Raw genomic sequence first — 18,464 nt, 5'->3', positions numbered from 1 at the left:
CTGATAGATAAGAAAAGTGGTGGAGGGAGCTGGATTCGAACCAGCGAAGGCTGAGCCGTCAGATTTACAGTCTGATCCCTTTGGCCGCTCGGGAACCCCTCCACACTAATTTTGTCGCATTTGGCCCCACTTAACTTAGCGGTAAGAAAAGTGGTGGAGGGAGCTGGATTCGAACCAGCGAAGGCTGAGCCGTCAGATTTACAGTCTGATCCCTTTGGCCGCTCGGGAACCCCTCCAATGCAACGGCGCTGATAATAGCAAAGTGAGCATTTAAGTAAAGAAAAAAGCTAAAGAAATATTAAATAAAGCCGATAAATATCTATTACTAACTGCAATCGGCTAAAGTCTATGCAAATCGATGATTTGTTAATCACAGAGAGTCAACTTAACAATCGTCTTGCCAAAAGTGTCTCAGAACACCGTCGTGGCGAGTTTGCATTATTATTGGCAATGCTTTCTCATGACGTGTTAGATTTTAGTCAATTTCATCTCCCTAAAACCCCATTTGATGCACATGCTTCAACACCAACTGAAGCGCAATTACGTGAACAATTAGGGGCAGGGCCTGAGCAAGCATTGGCTCCAGATGAATTTGATATGCTCATTGGCCAACATAATGCACAGCTATTACAACAAGGCAGCATGGCAGATATTCGTTTACGTTCGTGCCTTGCGCCGGAACCATTAGTGATCAGAGATGATAAAAACCATATTCCACTAATGGTGATTGATAATTGCGAACTAGTCGTGCGAAAGCGTCATTTAGATAAAGAAACACAGCTAGATCATCCGCAAATGGATGCGGCTGCATTTTACGATAGCCTTAATAATGCAGATCTTCATCAACCCTTACACCTTGCCCAAGCGTGATATTAAGCTGTAATAATTATCGGTAAAAATATTTTATTTATTTTAGTGTAAAAAAAGCATCCACAAACTAAATGCAATTGCTATAATGACCCCAAATGGCATTTCCAATTTACTTGGTATTATTGCCATCATCATTAAATCAAGGTAATTAGGAACGTAATGAAGAAAACATTCACGCTGAATCACGAGAAAATCAAATACCCTCGCATGGTAGATGCTGCAAAGCATGAAGTAAAAAAGTATTTGAAAAGAGAGCGTAACAAAACGTTGCCAATTGATGCTGATTACTGGGCATTTGATTGTAAATTTGGTAACACAGCTGAAGATGCCCAAGTGGTGCACGTTGCTGAAATTAGCAACTCAATCAGCGAAATTGAAAAACAAGGCTTAGAGTCGTTTTATGTTGAAATCATTGCTAGAGCTGCACAACGTCAAGTGCAAGACTCTGATGATGAAATTTAAAAGTAATTGATTTAATGAAAGAATGGGCTAAGTAGCCCATTTTTTGTGCTTGCAAAAAAGTAAGTCCAGCAGTTTATTTTGCACCCGGTTGGTGCGAAATGGATCTTTTCTCTTCTTCAGATAATGCAACCAGTTGATTTATAAGTTTTTGTAAAGTTGGTTCCGTAATTGCTATTACTTTTAATAATGCAGTTAGGAGCAAACACATGGCAAGAATGAGTTATATCAGTAGCGTCGAACGTTACCAAGAATATCAAACCGTGATCCACGACTTACTTGACTCAGTGCTAGCAAGCTTAGAAGACGGTGTTAAAAAACAACAAGATAATCGTTACTTAATCGCTCAATACCCATTTTTAGAATTACAATACTGTCTAGATAAAAATGGCGTGCAGCTAGGTAACAATGTCTGCTTTAAACGTCAGTATATGAAAACCTTAAATAATCATGGCGATTCACAGGATTTGAGTGAACGGCCGTATTTTCAAGGTATCCAACAGCAGCAACATACTCGTTTTACGCCGCCCTATATTTCGATCGCGACCAATCACTTATGTATTTCAGCAATAAAATCGTTACATGCTTCATATGGCGAAAATCGCTATTTAGTGATTGATGTATGTCTAACGCAATTAATCGAATTTATTATGGGGGATCGTACTCGCGCCACGATGACGCCATTTTTTAAAGCGGGTTATGGCATTATTGTCAGTTGCTTATTTATCTTAGTGTTATTTTTACTTGGTAGGGTGTTTGGTGATATTTATAGCTTACTGTTTGTCCGCTCTATAGAAAATGATCCGCTCGAACCGTTTACGATCATCATTTTTATCACCCTCGCGTTAGCAATATTTGATTTAGGTAAAACGATTCTCGAAGAAGAAATTTTAATGCATAAAGATATCTTTAGGCACAGTTCAACGCGGCGCACTATCACACGGTTTATTTCAACTATTTTAATTGCAGTGTCTATTGAAGCGTTATTAACGATGTTTAAGGCAGCGCTGGGGCAGTCGCAGTATTTATTACCGGCAATTTATATGATGTTAGCGGTTGTAGGGCTATTGATTGCGTTGGCTATTTATGTGTATTTAGGGGCAAAAGCCGAAACCTTATTATTGAGCGCACAACGCAATAAGAAAGGGCATTAATAAAAATGGGGTAGGCGATGAATGCCTACCCCAACTCAACTTAATTTATTCTGCGCGGTCTTGGGCGCGACGAGTTTTAAAATCTGAATCGGCTTGCCATTTTGGCCAATCACCGTTGTTTGCCAATTGTGATGCGATATCAACAATTAACTCGATGTCTTGTTTTACACCACCTAATGACCACTGAGCAGAGTAATCATCAGCTTCTTTATGGTATTTATGAGCAATATAATCTGGATCTGTATCACCTAAACTCATAAACAGTAAACCAGGTACGCCTTGTTTAGCTAGTGAGAAGTGATCTGATCGGAAGAATAGGCCGTTTTGTGGCACGGGATCCATTTTTACATGACGGCCTTGTTTGCTTGCGGCTTTGCTAAGGTAGTCTTCCATTTGTGATAAGCCTTTGCCGTATTGCAGTATGTAATCGGTGCCATCTAGCACATTCATACCATCAATATTTAACAGAGCGACCATCTGCTTGGTAGGGATAAGTTCGCCACTGGCAAATTGCTCTGAGCCAATTAACCCTGTTTCTTCGGCGGTAAAGTTCGCAAAAATAATCGAGCGCTTAAACGGTTTTTGTTTATGCATGTTACTTAATATACGAGCGATTTCAATTGTGGCAGCACTGCCTGAGGCATTATCAACTGCACCATTATAAATTTTTGGCCCGCTATCAGTTTGCTTAGTGCCAAAATGATCCCAATGTGCGCTGACCACAATATATTCATCAGGCGCTTCACTGCCCGTTAATTGCGCAACAACATTGTGTGATTTAGCATGTGACACTTCGTTTTTAAATGCAAGGTTCGCTGTTAAATTAAGCGCAGTAGCTTTAAAGTCGTCGTTAAGTGCTTGTTGCTTTAATTGTTGATAGCTCAAGTTTGCTGATTTAAATAACTGCTCGGTTGCATCGAGTGTTAGCCAACCCATTACCGGTAGTTCTGATGCGTTTAGGTTGTTATCCATTAAGGTGTATTTTGTGCCTGTATTTGAGCTTTCAACTACGCCCCAAGGATATGCAGCTGGCGCTGTTTCATGCACAATAAACACTGCGGCTGCGCCTTGGCGAGCGGCTTCTTCGTATTTGTAAGTCCAGCGACCGTAGTAGGTCATAGCGTTGCCGGTAAATAGCGCATCGTCTTGCGTAGCAAACCCAGGATCATTTACTAACACAACAACCGTTTTACCCGTTACATCAATATTTTTATAATCATTCCAATTATACTCGGGCGCATTAATGCCATAACCAACAAATACTACCTCTGAATTACGAACATCAATAAGTGGCTGTAATTGTTTCGTTCGCGCCGTAAAATCTTTACCAGCGGTAAAGCTCAAGTCGCCAATTTTTAATTGCATGTTTTGATCAGCGGTTACCATCGCCATTTTTACCGGCTGTAAAAACTTATTATTATATGCACCAGTTAATCCAAGCGCTTGGTATTGGTCACTTAAGTAACCCACAGTTTTTACTTCACCGCGCGTTAATGGACCGCGTCCTTCAAATTCGTCTGAGGCAAGGGTTTTAATATGTTGTTTAATATTGCTTAAATTTACACTGGTTGTATTGTCAAGCGTCGTTTGTTCTTGAGCAGGCTCTGAACAGCCAGTTAAGCCCAATAATAAAGTTACACTGAGCGATTTAAAAAGAGGAGTCATAATTGCAGGTTTTTAAGGATACATACTGTGACTATATGGGGTGTCGGTTTTGCTGTCTAGTTTTTTGCCATGAAGCGCAGATATTTTTATAAAATACAATTAGTTGATTTTGGGTACTATGATTTAGGGGCTGAATTAAATTTCGTTGGGTGAAAGGGACTGGCGCAGAAGTTGTGTGAAAAAAAGCTAAAAGCCAGCGAAGAGTGCTGGCCTTTTGCAACAAAATAACACGTTTAAGCGTCAGCTTTCTTTACGCGGATCTTGCTTTTATCAACAGTACTTTGATTCAATGCTTTTATTGCTACAGCAGCTTCTGCATCGTTTGGCATTTCTACAAAGGCAAAGCCTTTCGATTGGCCGGTTTCTTTATCTAGTACTAAATTACAATCGGCTACTTTACCGTGTTCAGTAAAAAGTACGCGGATTTCATGTTCAGTGATAGTGCGTGATAAGTTTCTAACTAATAGTTTCATAAAGAACCATGTTTTAAAAATAACAGGGGTGATTGTCTCAAGGAAAAGCCGTTTGACCTAATGATTAATTACAAACCGCAAAAATAGTTTTTGGCTGATAGCCAAAGAATAAAGTAGGTTCCTTTTTTGGGGGGGAATAGTTAAAGCATAAGAATAGTTAGCCGATAACAACTTAGCTATAAAAAAAACAAGGACGTAATATGCAAGTTAACTCGCAAGATACATATCCACTATTGCAACCTACTTCAAACAGTTCGGTGGTCGAAATCAACACGCCAGTGAATAGTAAAGAGCAATTAAAAAGTGAAATGGAGCGCCTAGCGAAGGACATCTATCATAAAGGGCAGTTTAAAGAGCCTGATGCAACATACTATAAGCCTGTAAATAAAGATGCCAATATATTAAGACCTATTGAAGAGGTTATGTATGATATTGGAGTCGCTACAGTTCATTTGTATATGCCTGGTGGTGATGTCCCTAAAGCAGTTGAGAAGATGCTTTCACCCTATGATCGCGTTATGGCTGAATTAAGGAGTGAACAGCCTTCTTTAGCAAATAAAAGTTGGGGTATTTCTATCAATGAGTCAGGTGAGCTTACAGTAACGGGTTCTCTTAATGATGATGAAAAGGCAATCATTGCAGAAAAACTAAATAGTAATGAAGAGCTAGTCACTGCCGTTAATGATTTTAAGTCTAATTATTTAAAGTATATTAAGATGGAGCCTAGAGGCTGGGGTAATTATGACGTAAATGAAAGTAATTTTGCGGACGTCTTTGATTTTAGAGAAATGTTAGAAAGCTCAAGGAGTAGCGAAGAGTTTAAAGCAACGTGGGATTATGAAACAAATTGGCTTAAGTTGAACGATAATGTTTCAGCACAATTGAGAAGCAATGCTTCGAAACGAAAATAAACGTTGAAAAATATATGCTAAAAATTTTTACAACAACTAAGAAGAAATGCTCTTAAAATTAACTTTAAGGGTTTAGCATGAAAGGTAAGACCATTAATATAACAAAAAAGCCGTTAGTGATTTAATCCATTACTAACGGCTTTTTCAATTCTGTAAAAATGATTACTTCACTTCTTTACCCGCAGCTTGTTGATCAGCATGGTAGCTTGAACGAACAAATGGGCCTGATGCGGCATGAGTAAAGCCAATTTCATCAGCGTACTCTTTAAGCGCGTCAAACTCTGCTGGTGGCACGTAGCGTTTTACAGGTAAGTGATGCTTTGATGGCTGTAGGTATTGGCCAACCGTTAGCATATCGACATTATGCGCGCGTAAATCACGCAGTACTTCTTCGATTTCGCTAATTTCTTCGCCAAGACCAACCATTAGACCTGATTTAGTTTTCACTTCAGGGTGTGCTTCTTTAAAGCGACGCAGTAATTCTAATGACCATTTGTAGTCAGCACCTGGGCGCGCAAGTTTATATAAACGCGGTGCAGTTTCAAGGTTATGATTGAATACATCTGGTGGCGTTTCTATTAAGATTTCAAGCGCTCGGTCCATGCGACCACGAAAATCAGGCACTAAAATTTCGATGGTGATTTTTGGGTTATACTTACGAATTTCACGAATACAATCAGCAAAATGTTGTGCGCCGCCATCACGTAAATCATCACGATCCACAGAGGTGATCACCACATAGCTTAACTTCATATCGCGAATAGTAAGAGCCAACTTCTCTGGCTCTGCGGCGTCTGGTGTTAACGGACGGCCATGGGCAACATCACAAAATGGGCAACGACGAGTACAAATTGCGCCTAAAATCATAAAAGTTGCTGTACCGTGATTAAAGCATTCTGATAAGTTAGGGCAAGAGGCTTCTTCACACACTGAATGCAGTCCGTGCTTACGCATGGCTTGTTTAATGCCGTCGATCCGCTCAGTTGATTTAGGTAAGCGAATTTTTAGCCACTCTGGCTTGCGTAACATTTCGTTTTTTTCAGTGGGTAATACTTTTACTGGGATCAACGCCATTTTTTCAGCGTCGCGTAGTTTTACCCCTGGTTCCATCTTGACTGGTTTATTCATTCGTTTTCAAACCCTTCAGTATACTTAACCTGTGTCGCATTAAGTTTTTTAATCATATGTTTTACGAGCCCAGCACCTGCTTGCGCAAGGTTTTCTGGGCCGTTCAAGTCGGTTGTTTGCACCATGTTCATACCGGCGTAACCACATGGGTTGATACGTAAAAACGGGCTCATGTCCATGTTTACATTCAATGCTAGACCATGAAAAGAGCAGCCACGGCGAACACGAAGTCCTAATGATGCTATTTTGCTATCGTTAACATAAACCCCCGGGGCATCTGCTTTTGCGTAGGCTTTAATACCGTAATCATTGAGTGTATCGATAATGCACTCTTCAAGCCATGTGACCAATTCTCGTACGCCAATTTTCAAGCGACGTAAGTTAAATAATACGTACATCATTTGCTGGCCCGGTCCGTGATAGGTTACTTGACCACCTCGGTCAACCTTGATCACTTCTATATCTCCAGGTGCAAGTAGGTGTTCATCTTTACCTGCTTGGCCTTGCGTAAATACTGGCTCATGTTCAACGAGCCATATTTCATCCGCATCATGCTCAGTTCGAACATCAGTATAGTTTTGCATTTGTTGCCAAATTGGCATGTAACGCTGTTTACCAAGTTGACGGACGATTAAGGTATTTTCGCTCACAGCTTACTCCGCTTAGCGTTTAAAGCATGTGTCGTACGTCATCAATCGCACTGATCACGTTATAAATTTCTTCAATATGAGTGCCGCTGGTCACGGTAACGACTAAGCTAACTGACTCATAATTACCTTTGCTGCTAGGTTTAACTTTTGGAGCGTAGTCGCCAGGGGCAATAGGTTGTAACTTAGTTAGAATTTGGTCAGTTAAGTTGACGTTTGCCAACCCCATTACTCTAAATGTAAAAGGGCAAGGGTATTCTAAATATTCATCAAATTTAGTATTTTTTACCGGTGTAGCCACGACGTTGACTCCTCATACTTATATGTGTGTTTAGTATTTATTACCAAACAATAAACCGATTAGATAACCTGTTCTCGACCTTTATAACAATTGAATTAATCGCTTACATAAGACAATTGGTATTCTGGTTATTTGCGGGTTAGATATGGGGCGCATTCTACCATCTTTAAAGCAAAAAAAAACGCCTTGCTTTGCAAGGCGCTTATATTATTTGGTAGCGTTTTACATTATTTGTAAACGTAGGTAATCATAAATTTTACTAAAGAAGCTACCTTCTTCAACTTCTTCAAGCGTTACCAGAGGATACTGAGCAATTACTTCGCCTTCAAGTTGTAAAGATAAAGTACCTACGGTAGAGCCTTTCGCTAATGGTGCCTCTAAAACTTTATCAAGTTTAAAGTCGGCTTTTAAATTTTTACGTTGGCCGCGTGGAATAGTGATCGGCGTATCAACTAAAATGCCTAACGATACATTTTCTTTGTTACCCATCCAAATACGTTGTTCGGCAAAACTGTCGCCGGCTTTGTAAGGTGTGATTGTTTCAAAAAAACGAAAACCATAGTTAAGTAATTTTTTACTTTCTACTTTACGTGCACGTTCACTCGAAGTACCCATAACCACGGCGATTAAACGCATATCATCTTTAGTCGCTGAACTTACTAAGCTGTAACCTGCTTCCGATGTATGACCGGTTTTTATACCATCAACGTTTAAGCTTTCATCCCATAACAGTGAGTTACGGTTGTATTGCTTAATGCCGTTAAAAGTAAATGATTTTTGTGAGTAAACCGCATACTCGTCAGGCACATCACGAATAAGTGCTGCACCTAAGGTGGCCATATCTCGAGGGGTTGTGAAGTGTTCGTTGGTATCTAAACCATGGCTGTTAATGAAGTGGCTGTTACTCATACCTAATTTCTCAGCATGGGCATTCATTAAGTCTGCAAATGCGCTTTCGCTACCGGCAATATGTTCTGCCATTGCTACGCAAGCATCATTACCTGACTGGATAATAATACCGTGGTTTAAATCGTTAACACTAATTTGCTTACCCACTTCGATGAACATTTTCGAAGATTCAGGAAAGTTTTTAGCCCACGCTTTTTCGCTTACCGTAACCATATCTGTTGGCGCTATATTGCCTGCTTTGATTTCGGTACCAATGACGTAGCTGGTCATCATTTTAGTTAAACTGGCAGGTGCTAGGCGAGTATCAGCTTCACCCTCGGCAATAACTTTACCAGTGGTGAAATCAACAAGAAAATAACCTTTTGCATTAACTTGAGGCGGTGCAGGGATGATTTGGGCGGTCGCAGAAAAAACGGCAGCAGAGCAAACTACGCCACATACACCGCTAATAATTTTGGATTTAATAGATTTCATCATACTCATTAATGGTTAAAGTTAAAGATTCGCGTTTACCTCATTCTAAAGGTGTTATTCACTATAAAGCAAGAACGCGTTTTGAAATTGATCCTGTTTTAGTTTTTCAAGTACTTGCTGAGCTTGCTCAGCATTTTTAATTGGCCCTAAACGCAGCCTATAAATAGCATCTTTTTCCACAATATTAGTGGGTAATTGATATTGCTGGCGTAAAGTGTACGCTAATGCTTCAATATTTTTTAAGGTACTGCCTGCAGCGACTTGAATATAACTCAAACGCGCAGTCGAATCGGCCATTGTAATAGCTTCAAGCTTAACCTTGGCTGTACCATGATGATAGTAACCAAGTTTATACGCTGCTGCATAGGATAAATCGATTAAGCGATCATCATGAAATGGGCCACGATCATTTACACGGACAATCACAGATTTGCCATTACTGGTGTTGGTTACTTTTACAAAGCTAGGCAAGGGTAACGTTTTATGAGCTGCAGTCATCGCAAACATATCGTAGACTTCGCCATTTGAGGTGTGATAACCATGAAATTTACGGCCATACCATGAAGCGATACCTTCTTCGCTATAACCAGTTTCATCTAGCATCGGAGTATAGTTTTTGCCGTTAACTGTGTAAGCGCGCCCAGCACTGGCACTTTTGCTAACCTCTGTGACTATGGCATCTTGCATTTCTAATTCAGTGGGTACTCTCAGTGGTGCAGAATCATGGCGCATACTATACCGGTCACTGTGATTTATACCTGAAGAGCTACAGGCACTTAAAAAAACCACTAACCACAAACAGCTGAATAATTTTAAACAGTAGCGCATTATTTTAACAGCATCCTTTTATCAGTTGCGATAGACATAATAATGCCAAACCCGGCCATTAAAGTGACCATCGACGTACCGCCATAACTTATCAATGGCAATGGTACACCCACCACAGGTAGTAACCCTGATACCATGCCAATATTTACAAATACATAAACAAAAAAAGTCAGCGTGAGTGCCCCTGCCAGTAATTTACCAAATGCATCTTGAGCATTAACTGCGATATACAAACCGCGACCAATAATAAATAAATACATGGACAATAAAACACATACACCAAAAAGGCCAAATTCCTCACTAAGTACTGAAAAGATAAAATCAGTATGGCGTTCAGGTAAAAACTCTAATTGTGATTGCGTGCCTTGCAGCCAACCTTTACCTTCAATACCACCAGAGCCGATAGCTATTTTTGATTGGATAATATGATAACCAGAGCCAAGAGGATCGCTTTCTGGATTGAACAAAGTTAGTACCCGCTGTTTTTGATAGTCATGCATACCGTAATGCCAAAAAGGCCATGCAGCTAAAGCAACCAAAGCGCTTAAAAAGCCGATTAATCGCCAGCTTAAACCAGACAAAAACAATACAAAGATCCCTGAACTGGCAATTAAGATGGAGGTACCTAAGTCGGGCTGTTCTTTGATCAGGAGTGTGGGAACCATAACAATGGTAAAACCAACAACTAAGTGCAGTGCTCTTGGCGGCAAATGATTACGGCCAATATACCAAGCCACCATCATAGGCACGGCTATTTTCATTAATTCAGCAGGTTGAAAGCGGGTAATGCCTAAATCTAACCAGCGCTGAGCGCCTTTGGAGCTGACGCCAAATAACAGCACCCCAACCAGCATCAGTAACCCAACACAATATAAAGGAATAACTAAACGCTTTAAGGTCGCGGGTGAAAATTGCGCTAAAATAATCATACCTAAAACAGCGCCGCCCATCCTGGTAATATGACGGATCATCATTGCAGGGTCTTGACCACTGGCGCTATAAACAACGGTTACACTGCCTGCCATCATTAATAGCAATGCCAGCAGTAGCGGCAAGTCAAGATGCATACGCATCCAGATTGAACGGCCATCATGCAAACTGGTCATGGTGTGTTATTCCTAGCAAGATTAACGGGATTTGCGGCAAAGTAGTAATCCATTAGTTGGCGAGCAATTTGCACACCGCCATGATTGTTTTCTAGAACAACAGAAACAACGATTCTGGGATCCTCATAAGGTGCAAAGCCTACATAGATAGTGTTATCACGTTGACGCTCTTTGAGGGATTTTGCATCGTATCGCTCACCTTGAGCAATACTGACTATTTGTGCGGTGCCTGTTTTACCTGCTGAATCGTAGTTTGTTCCTTTAAATGCTCTGTGTGCAGTACCTGAGGTTTTTTGAACTGTGTTATGCATAGCATCTAATGCGACCTGCCAATGGCGAGGATCTTTTAAAATAACGGGTGGCTTTTCTTCATTATTGATCTGTGTGACGTCATTGTCTTTTTTCACAACTTGTACTAAGTGTGGAGGGTGGTTAACGCCACGATTTACTAATATATTCATCGCGTTTGCGATTTGTAGGGGAGTTGCGGTCCAATAACCTTGGCCAATGCCAACAGAGATAGTATCGCCGCGCCACCATGATTCTTTAAAACGGCCTTCTTTCCATTCTTTTGATGGCAAAATAGCCGTGGTTTCTTCATGAATATCAATACCGGTTAAATCACCGTAGCCAAACTGTGCCATAAAATCACTGATTTTAGTGATCCCTAATCGATAAGAAACATCATAAAAATAGGTATCACACGACTCTTCAATGGCTTTGTAAACATCAACATGGCCATGGCCCCAACGTTTCCAATCTCGCCACTTATGATCAACATTCGGAATTTGGAAGAAACCAGGATCCCACATTGACGTTTGCTCGGTAACGAGACCTTCTTCAAGGGCCAGAACAGCCATGTGAGGTTTTACCGTCGATGCTGGCGCATAACGCCCTTGTGTGGTTCGATTGATTAGAGGTCGGTCAGGATTTAATAAGGCTTTGTAGTTTTTACTGCTAATGCCGTGAACAAATAAGTTCGGATCATAACTGGGATTGGAATAAAGCGCCAACACGCCTCCGTCTTTGGCGTCCATGACGATCACAGCGCCACGCATATCTTTAAGTGCATGTTGGGCAATTTGCTGCAAGCCAACATCAAGAGTAAGAACAAGATCATTACCCGGCTGCGGAGGAGTCATACTTAAGGTGCGAATGACGCGACCACGATTATTGACTTCAACCCGCTGCGAACCTACTTGGCCATGCAGCAGTTGTTCATAATATTTCTCAATACCGAGTTTACCAATATCATGGGTTGCACGGTAATTAGTACCTTGCTCTTGTGCTTCGAGCTGAGCCAGTTCTTTTTTATTGAGTTTAGCAACATACCCTAACGCATGAGTTAGGGTGTCTGCAAACGGGTAGTAGCGTGCCAAACGTGCTTCGATACTAAACCCTGGGAATTTATGCTGATTGACCGAAAAACGGGCTACTTCTTGTTCGTTTAAACGTGCTTTTAATACTTGACTCTTAAAGCGACGGTTATGTTTTATATCATCAAGAAAATCGTTTTTTTGTTGCTCTGAAATATCAATAAATTGTGTCAGTGCTGACAGTGATGCATCAAGATCGTCAACTTCTTCAGGAATAACTTCTAAATTATAAACCGGTTTATTTTCAGCGAGCAACACACCATTGCGGTCATAAATAAGGCCTCGGTTAGGAGCAATAGGAATAACTTTAATGCGATTGTCGTTAGAACGTGTTTGATAATCTTGGTGATCATCAACTTGAATGGTATATAAATTGGAAAGTAAAACCGCGACTAAAATAGTAACAAATACAAACCCCACAAAGGCGCGACGAGCAAATAGGTTAGCTTCTGCTGAGTGGTCTCTAATTGTGGGTCTGTGTTTGCGCATGAGTAAATGTTACTCGCGATGATACGGGTGGTTATTGTTTAAGCTCCAGCCTCTATAAAGGCTTTCAGCAACAATAATACGCACCAATGGATGGGGCAGGGTCAAATTTGATAGTGACCATTTTTGCTCTGAAGCTGCAATGCACTCCGGCGCTAAGCCTTCAGGGCCGCCAATTAGCAAACTGACATCGCGGCCATCCAGTTGCCACTTTTCCATGTCTTTTGCTAATTGGTGAGTATCAAGCGCTTTGCCTGTTACCTCAAGCGTCACAATACGATTGCCTTTAGGGATTGCGGCTAAGGTTTTTTCACCTTCAATATGCAAGATTCGTTTGATATCTGCATTTTTACCACGTTTGCCTGCGGGAATTTCAATTAACTCCAGCGCCATATCTTTTGGAAAGCGGCGCTGATATTCTGCAAAACCCGTTTCTACCCACGCTGGCATTTTGGTGCCAACGGCAATCATCTGTATTTTCACGTGTTACATCCAAACTCGGTTAAAAATTAGTGAGCGTTTAGCTTGGTATTAGCTCCATAGTTTTTCGAGGTCGTAATAGCTACGTGCTTGATCTTGCATTACGTGTACGATTACATCGCCTAAATCAACCAGCGCCCATTCACCATCTGATTGGCCTTCATAACCTAGTGGTTCTTGACCTGCGTGACGAGCTTCTTTTGCTAAATGGTCTGCAATTGACAATACATGACGCTTTGACGTGCCAGAACATACAACCATAAAGTCGGTAATGTCTGAGCTTGCAGTTACATCAATATTAACCACATCACGTGCTTTCATATCGTCGATTTTGTCTATTGCAAAGGCAAGTAGTTGTTTCGTATCCAAGGTGTTATCTCATTTAAAAGTGAATAGCTGTTATTTTATCACGCAACCAGTATTTATTCACCACTTAGATAAAGTTGCTGTGATTGAATATACTGACCCACGGCACTGGGAAGAAGTTCATTGTAATTTAACCCCTTTTTTATCGCATTACGTATATCGCTTGAGGCAATGGCCAGTTCTTCGCCAGTTAAAAAGTATAATTTGCCGCCAGAGTGTGCTGCAAGCTCTGCGCTATCACTACATTCGGCCGCTTGTTGATAGGCTTTTAATTCACCATGGGCATTGCACTTAAGCCCTGGGCGTTGAAATACCACAATATGGCACAACTGAGTAATTGTTTGCCACTGATACCACTTATCTAGATTATTAAATGAATCCATACCAATTAAGAACAAGATAGACTGCTGGGGATATTGCATACGCAGCTCTTGCAAACTTAATAGTGAATAAGAAGGGCCGCTGCGGTTTAGCTCGCGTAAATCGAGCTGAAAGTAAGGATAAGGTGAAATTGCGGCATTAAGCATGGCAACGCGGTGTTGCGTGCTTATTCCCGGAGCTGCTTTATGAGCTGGGATCGCACATGGCATAAAGTATAAAGTTGTTAAATTGAAATGCTCGACACAATGCTTAGCCATATTGATATGGCCTAAATGAACGGGGTCAAAAGTCCCACCAAACAGTGCAATCATCATAAACGCCTAATAATTAGTTGAGCGGATGCGCAGGCAAAGGAAACGTCAATGGTTGGCAAAATACTAAACAAATATGTGCTAATGCTTGATACGGTTTGACTAAATTACCTTGCTTATAACTGGCATCAAATTGTGCGAGCAACTGGGTGATTTGCTCTAAAGTATGTATCGACAAACGATTAAGTGCTTGTTGAATCGGCCCTTGCTGATTTTTCCAGATGGCTTTTTGTTTAAATAGCGTTGCCAGTTGTTCACCTTGTTGTAAGCCTAATTGTAGGCTTAGTAAGGTATTTGCTTCTTTAGTAATGGTCCATAAGATACTCACAGCTTCAGTGTTATCGCCAGCGAGTTTATTTAATACTTTAATTGCTTGGTGACTATTACCTTGTAGCAGTGCATCACTTAAATCAAAAATATCAAACTTGGCTTGATTAAGTAGGCCTTGTAAAACCTGCTGTTGATCGATCATAGCAGTGCCATGCAATAACGACAGCTTTTCGAGCTCTTGAAAACACGCTAACAAATTACCTTCAGTAGCATCAATTAGGGTGCGTTTGGCATCTGCTTGCATATTGATTTTTAAGCGCTGGCACTGCTCATCAAGCCAACGGCTTAAATGATTGCCGGTCAGGGGGTAGCAGGGTACAAATACGCCCAGTTTATCTAACGACTTAAACCAAGCACTGCGCTGAATATCTTGACTGGCTTTGGCCCCTTTTACAATAAGTACGGTGTCGGGGTTGTTTAGTGCTACGAGCTGTTTAAACGTTTGGCTACCAACAATACCTGGCTTTTGAAAATTAAGGTCTAGCTCGATTAAAGTACGAGCACTAAATAACGACATACTTTGATATTGCGCTATTAGCTCTTGCCAATCAAAACCGGGCATTAAGGTAAATTTAACAACCTCATCAAAACCTTGCTGTTTCGCAATCTGACGAATTTGTTGAGCGCATTGTGCTACTTGAAAGGGTTCTTCACCAAATACTAAATAAAAAGGCTGTAAGCCTTTTTTTAATTCATTGGGTAATTGATTCGCATAACAGCGCATTATAGTTGCGACAGCTCTCTAACAATACGACGACTAGCTTGCATGCGAATTTCATTCAATAGCAACTCTAACTCTTTTGCTTTTGCTAAAGCGTTATCAGGGTCGTCTTGATAATTACGATAAAGCTCAAAACGTTGTTCAATTGCTTCTTTGCCAGGGCGCTTGAGTAAGTAGCGAACACTATAAGCTAACTCGTACTCGGCAACCTGACCATTTTTAAATAATGATAAGGTTTGACGTTCAAGACGATCTTTATATAAATACAGCTGAGCGACGTTTTTCTTAGGCGTGTCGAGTAACTCAACTTTGCTCAATGTGAGTTCTTTGCCAAGCATCGCAAATAACGCTGATTTTTCATCATCACCGTTTAAAGTTAAGGTGGCCAAGTCATCAGGCAGACTTGAGGCTTTTTTAAGGTGAAAGCCGCAGCTAGATAACAAAAAACAGACTAGCGCTAAGGCTAGTCCGTTTTTAATGGCATGAATAGCAGCCATAATTAGTTAGCAACCACGTTAAGTAGTTTACCTGGTACGTAAATAACCTTACGGATTGTTACGCCATCAGTGAACTTAGATACGTTAGGTTCAGCAAATGCTAGTGCTTCTACTTGCTCTTTAGTAGCATCAGCTGGCACCGTTAATTTTGCGCGTAGTTTACCGTTAACTTGCACGATGATCAGTTTTTCATCTTCAACAAGGGCAGACTCATCAACTACGGGCCAAGACGCATCTAAAATATCGCCTTCTTTACCCAATTCTTGCCACAATTGATGTGACAAATGCGGCGTAATTGGTGCAAGCATAATTAGCAGCGCTTCAAGCGCTTCGTTGGCAATCGCTACATCTTGTTTGTCAGCTAAAGGTGCTTTTAACAATTTGTTTGAGATTTCCATGATTGCCGCAATGGCAGTGTTGAATGTTTGACGACGTTCAACATCATCAGTCACTTTTGCAATTGCTTTGTGCAGCTCACGACGAAGCACTTTTTGCTCGTTGTTTAATGCTGATTTGTCTAATGCTTGGAAACCAACAGTGTTTACATCAACCGCATATTTCCATACACGTTTAATGAAACGATGTGCCCCTTCAACACCTGAATCAGACCATTCAAGCGTTTGCTCTGGTGGTGCGGTAAACATCATAAATAAACGTACCGTATCAGCGCCGTATTGAGCGATAACTTGTTGCGGGTCGATACCGTTATTTTTTGATTTAGACATTTTGCTCATGCCTGATGAGAATACTGGCTCGCCGTCAACTTTATGCCATGCTTTAGTCACGCGGCCTTTGTCGTCGGTTTCAGTATTTACATCACTAGGGGAAATCCAAATGTCGCCACCTTTTTCATCTTTACGATAAAATGTTTCGGCAAGTACCATGCCTTGGCATAATAAGCGGTCAAATGGCTCATCTGAATTAACTAAGCCAAAATCACGTAATAATTTATGGAAAAAGCGCGAATACAATAAATGTAAAATAGCGTGCTCAATACCACCAATGTATTGGTTTACTGGTAACCAGTAGTTTGCCGCAGCTGGATCTAGCATACCTTTGTCATGGCGTGGACTACAGTAACGTGCGTAGTACCAAGATGATTCCATAAACGTATCAAAAGTGTCAGTTTCATGAAACGCAGGTGCGCCATTAACTGTGGTTTTAGCCCATTGTGGATCTGCTTTGATTGGCGATGTTACACCGTTCATTACCACGTCTTCTGGTAAGCGCACCGGCAGCATATCTTCAGTCGCAGCAAGTTCGTTACCGTTTTCATCGCTTAACATTGGGATTGGTGAACCCCAATAACGCTGACGGCTAACACCCCAATCACGTAAACGGAAGTTTACTTTACGCTCACCAACACCCAGTGCTTCAAGTTTGTCGGCAATAGCCTTAAATGCGCCATCAAAATCAAGGCCATCAAATTCAGCTGAATTTACCAGCACACCTTTTTCAGTGAATGCCGCTTCATTTAGGTTTACTTCAAGATCTGAACCTGCGACAGGTGCAATGACTTGTTTGATGTCTAAACCGTAAGCGGTAGCAAATTCAAAGTCCCGTTGGTCGTGCGCGGGTACGGCCATTACAGCACCTGAGCCATAATGCATTAATACAAAGTTGGCAACCCAAATTGGTACTTGCTCACCGGTAAGTGGGTGAGTAGCAAAAAAGCCCGTTGCGATGCCTTTTTTCTCCATCGTCGCCATATCAGCTTCAGCTACTTTGGTGTTTTTGCATTCATCAACAAAGCGTGCCACAGCGTCGCTATTTTTAGCTGCTTCTTGTGCGATAGGGTGTCCGCCTGCAACAGCAACATAAGTCACACCCATAAAGGTATCAGGGCGAGTGGTATAAACGCTGAATGTTTCGTTGTTATCGGTGCGTTTAAACTCAATATCTAACCCTTCAGAGCGACCAATCCAGTTGCGCTGCATGGTTTTAACTTGCTCTGGCCAATCTTCTAACTTGTCTAAGTCGTCAAGTAGCTCTTGCGCGTAGTCAGTGATTTTAATAAACCACTGTGGAATTTCTTTTTGTTCAACTACAGCACCTGAACGCCAACCGCGACCATCAATAACTTGCTCGTTAGCAAGTACTGTTTGGTCTACTGGATCCCAGTTTACCGTTGACATTTTTTTGTACACTAGGCCTTTTTCGTAAAGCTTAGTGAAGAACCACTGTTCCCATTTGTAATATTCTGGATGGCAAGTTGCGATCTCACGATCCCAGTCATAACCAAAACCTAATTGCTTAAGTTGGGTACGCATGTAATCGATGTTCTCGTAGGTCCATTTTGCTGGCGCAGTTTTATTTTTAATTGCCGCATTTTCAGCCGGTAGACCAAACGCGTCCCAACCCATAGGTTGCATTACGTTTTTGCCTTGCAAGCGTTGGAAACGAGAAACAACATCACCAATCGTGTAGTTACGCACATGACCCATGTGGAGTCGGCCGCTTGGGTAAGGGAACATAGAAAGGCAATAATACTTTTCTTTGCTCTCGTCTTCAGTGGCTTTAAATACTTGGTTTTCTTCCCAGTAGGCTTGGACTTTTGACTCTATGTCTTGCGGGTTATATTGCTCTTGCAT

General features: G+C 41.2%; 19 protein-coding genes and 2 tRNA genes. 4 read left to right on the top strand and 17 right to left on the bottom strand.

The features are described from left to right. Positions 1 to 17 precede the first annotated feature (17 nt). Positions 18 to 102: transfer RNA gene (locus tag H5186_RS17310), tRNA-Tyr, on the bottom strand. A 49-nt stretch (positions 103 to 151) separates the two neighbouring features. After that, a tRNA-Tyr gene (locus H5186_RS17305) sits at positions 152 to 236 on the bottom strand. A 112-nt stretch (positions 237 to 348) separates the two neighbouring features. Between H5186_RS17305 and H5186_RS17300 the strand changes: the two genes are divergently transcribed. The 3 genes from H5186_RS17300 (at position 349) to H5186_RS17290 (ending at position 2,483) form a co-directional block, all read left to right on the top strand. After that, positions 349 to 870 carry a VC2046/SO_2500 family protein gene (locus tag H5186_RS17300; RefSeq protein ID WP_182718134.1) on the top strand — a complete coding sequence of 174 codons (522 nt, stop codon included), beginning with the start codon at positions 349 to 351 and terminating at the stop codon, positions 868 to 870. Between the two features lie 159 nt (positions 871 to 1,029). Continuing rightward, entirely contained in the window at positions 1,030 to 1,332 is a 303-nt protein-coding gene (locus H5186_RS17295) for a DUF6172 family protein (protein WP_145241408.1), read from the top strand. Positions 1,333 to 1,538: 206 nt separating this feature from the next. Further along, entirely contained in the window at positions 1,539 to 2,483 is a 945-nt protein-coding gene (locus H5186_RS17290) for a general glycosylation pathway protein (RefSeq protein WP_182718133.1), read from the top strand. Between the two features lie 45 nt (positions 2,484 to 2,528). Here the strand turns inward: H5186_RS17290 and H5186_RS17285 are convergent, their stop codons facing one another. Beyond that, positions 2,529 to 4,148 (bottom strand): M28 family metallopeptidase, encoded by a 1,620-nt coding sequence (locus H5186_RS17285; RefSeq protein ID WP_182761446.1) that lies wholly within the window; start codon positions 4,146 to 4,148, stop codon positions 2,529 to 2,531. A 233-nt stretch (positions 4,149 to 4,381) separates the two neighbouring features. Then, on the bottom strand, positions 4,382 to 4,621 hold the full coding sequence (locus H5186_RS17280) for an RNA-binding protein (protein WP_145241401.1): 240 nt from the start codon (positions 4,619 to 4,621) through the stop codon (positions 4,382 to 4,384). A 200-nt stretch (positions 4,622 to 4,821) separates the two neighbouring features. On the opposite strand from H5186_RS17280, the gene H5186_RS17275 reads away from it, so the two are divergent. After that, complete coding sequence (locus tag H5186_RS17275; protein WP_182794725.1) at positions 4,822 to 5,532, top strand: hypothetical protein; 711 nt, start codon at positions 4,822 to 4,824, stop codon at positions 5,530 to 5,532. 162 nt (positions 5,533 to 5,694) lie between these two features. Here H5186_RS17275 and lipA read toward each other — a convergent pair whose 3' ends face one another. The 13 genes from lipA to leuS all read right to left on the bottom strand — a co-directional run bounded on the left by lipA (position 5,695) and on the right by leuS (position 18,464). After that, a complete protein-coding gene (lipA, locus tag H5186_RS17270; RefSeq protein WP_145240533.1) occupies positions 5,695 to 6,660 on the bottom strand; it encodes a lipoyl synthase in 966 nt (321 codons plus the stop codon). Continuing rightward, a complete protein-coding gene (lipB, locus tag H5186_RS17265) occupies positions 6,657 to 7,310 on the bottom strand; it encodes a lipoyl(octanoyl) transferase LipB (protein WP_145240535.1) in 654 nt (217 codons plus the stop codon). Before lipB ends, lipA begins: the two co-directional genes overlap by 4 nt. Positions 7,311 to 7,329: 19 nt before the next feature. Beyond that, on the bottom strand, positions 7,330 to 7,608 hold the full coding sequence (ybeD, locus tag H5186_RS17260; RefSeq protein WP_145240537.1) for a DUF493 family protein YbeD: 279 nt from the start codon (positions 7,606 to 7,608) through the stop codon (positions 7,330 to 7,332). 222 nt (positions 7,609 to 7,830) lie between these two features. Continuing rightward, the gene (locus H5186_RS17255) at positions 7,831 to 8,991 is read right to left on the bottom strand and encodes a serine hydrolase (protein ID WP_149980736.1); all 1,161 of its coding nucleotides are present in this window, start codon (positions 8,989 to 8,991) and stop codon (positions 7,831 to 7,833) included. A gap of 54 nt (positions 8,992 to 9,045) precedes the next feature. Further along, the gene (locus tag H5186_RS17250) at positions 9,046 to 9,819 is read right to left on the bottom strand and encodes a septal ring lytic transglycosylase RlpA family protein (protein WP_182718130.1); all 774 of its coding nucleotides are present in this window, start codon (positions 9,817 to 9,819) and stop codon (positions 9,046 to 9,048) included. Further along, entirely contained in the window at positions 9,819 to 10,925 is a 1,107-nt protein-coding gene (rodA, locus tag H5186_RS17245; protein ID WP_182785149.1) for a rod shape-determining protein RodA, read from the bottom strand. The genes H5186_RS17250 and rodA overlap by 1 nt, the downstream gene beginning before the upstream one ends. After that, the gene (mrdA, locus tag H5186_RS17240) at positions 10,922 to 12,790 is read right to left on the bottom strand and encodes a penicillin-binding protein 2 (RefSeq protein ID WP_149980733.1); all 1,869 of its coding nucleotides are present in this window, start codon (positions 12,788 to 12,790) and stop codon (positions 10,922 to 10,924) included. The genes rodA and mrdA overlap by 4 nt, the downstream gene beginning before the upstream one ends. A gap of 9 nt (positions 12,791 to 12,799) precedes the next feature. Then, the gene (gene rlmH / locus H5186_RS17235; protein WP_182718128.1) at positions 12,800 to 13,270 is read right to left on the bottom strand and encodes a 23S rRNA (pseudouridine(1915)-N(3))-methyltransferase RlmH; all 471 of its coding nucleotides are present in this window, start codon (positions 13,268 to 13,270) and stop codon (positions 12,800 to 12,802) included. Positions 13,271 to 13,318: 48 nt separating this feature from the next. Beyond that, positions 13,319 to 13,636 carry a ribosome silencing factor gene (gene rsfS / locus H5186_RS17230; RefSeq protein WP_169019778.1) on the bottom strand — a complete coding sequence of 106 codons (318 nt, stop codon included), beginning with the start codon at positions 13,634 to 13,636 and terminating at the stop codon, positions 13,319 to 13,321. Between the two features lie 53 nt (positions 13,637 to 13,689). Then, the gene (nadD, locus tag H5186_RS17225; RefSeq protein ID WP_182794733.1) at positions 13,690 to 14,325 is read right to left on the bottom strand and encodes a nicotinate-nucleotide adenylyltransferase; all 636 of its coding nucleotides are present in this window, start codon (positions 14,323 to 14,325) and stop codon (positions 13,690 to 13,692) included. A 16-nt stretch (positions 14,326 to 14,341) separates the two neighbouring features. Then, positions 14,342 to 15,379: a DNA polymerase III subunit delta gene (gene holA, locus H5186_RS17220; RefSeq protein WP_182740488.1), complete on the bottom strand. Its 1,038-nt coding sequence runs from the start codon at positions 15,377 to 15,379 to the stop codon at positions 14,342 to 14,344. Beyond that, entirely contained in the window at positions 15,379 to 15,873 is a 495-nt protein-coding gene (lptE, locus tag H5186_RS17215; protein WP_145240554.1) for an LPS assembly lipoprotein LptE, read from the bottom strand. Before lptE ends, holA begins: the two co-directional genes overlap by 1 nt. 2 nt (positions 15,874 to 15,875) lie before the next feature. Next, complete coding sequence (gene leuS / locus H5186_RS17210) at positions 15,876 to 18,464, bottom strand: leucine--tRNA ligase (RefSeq protein ID WP_145240556.1); 2,589 nt, start codon at positions 18,462 to 18,464, stop codon at positions 15,876 to 15,878.

The organism is Pseudoalteromonas sp. SG41-2 (assembly GCF_014164535.1).
Lineage (GTDB): Bacteria > Pseudomonadota > Gammaproteobacteria > Enterobacterales > Alteromonadaceae > Pseudoalteromonas > Pseudoalteromonas rhizosphaerae.
The sequence above is the reverse complement of the archived record's forward strand: the minus strand, read 5'-3'. Positions and strand labels throughout refer to the sequence as shown.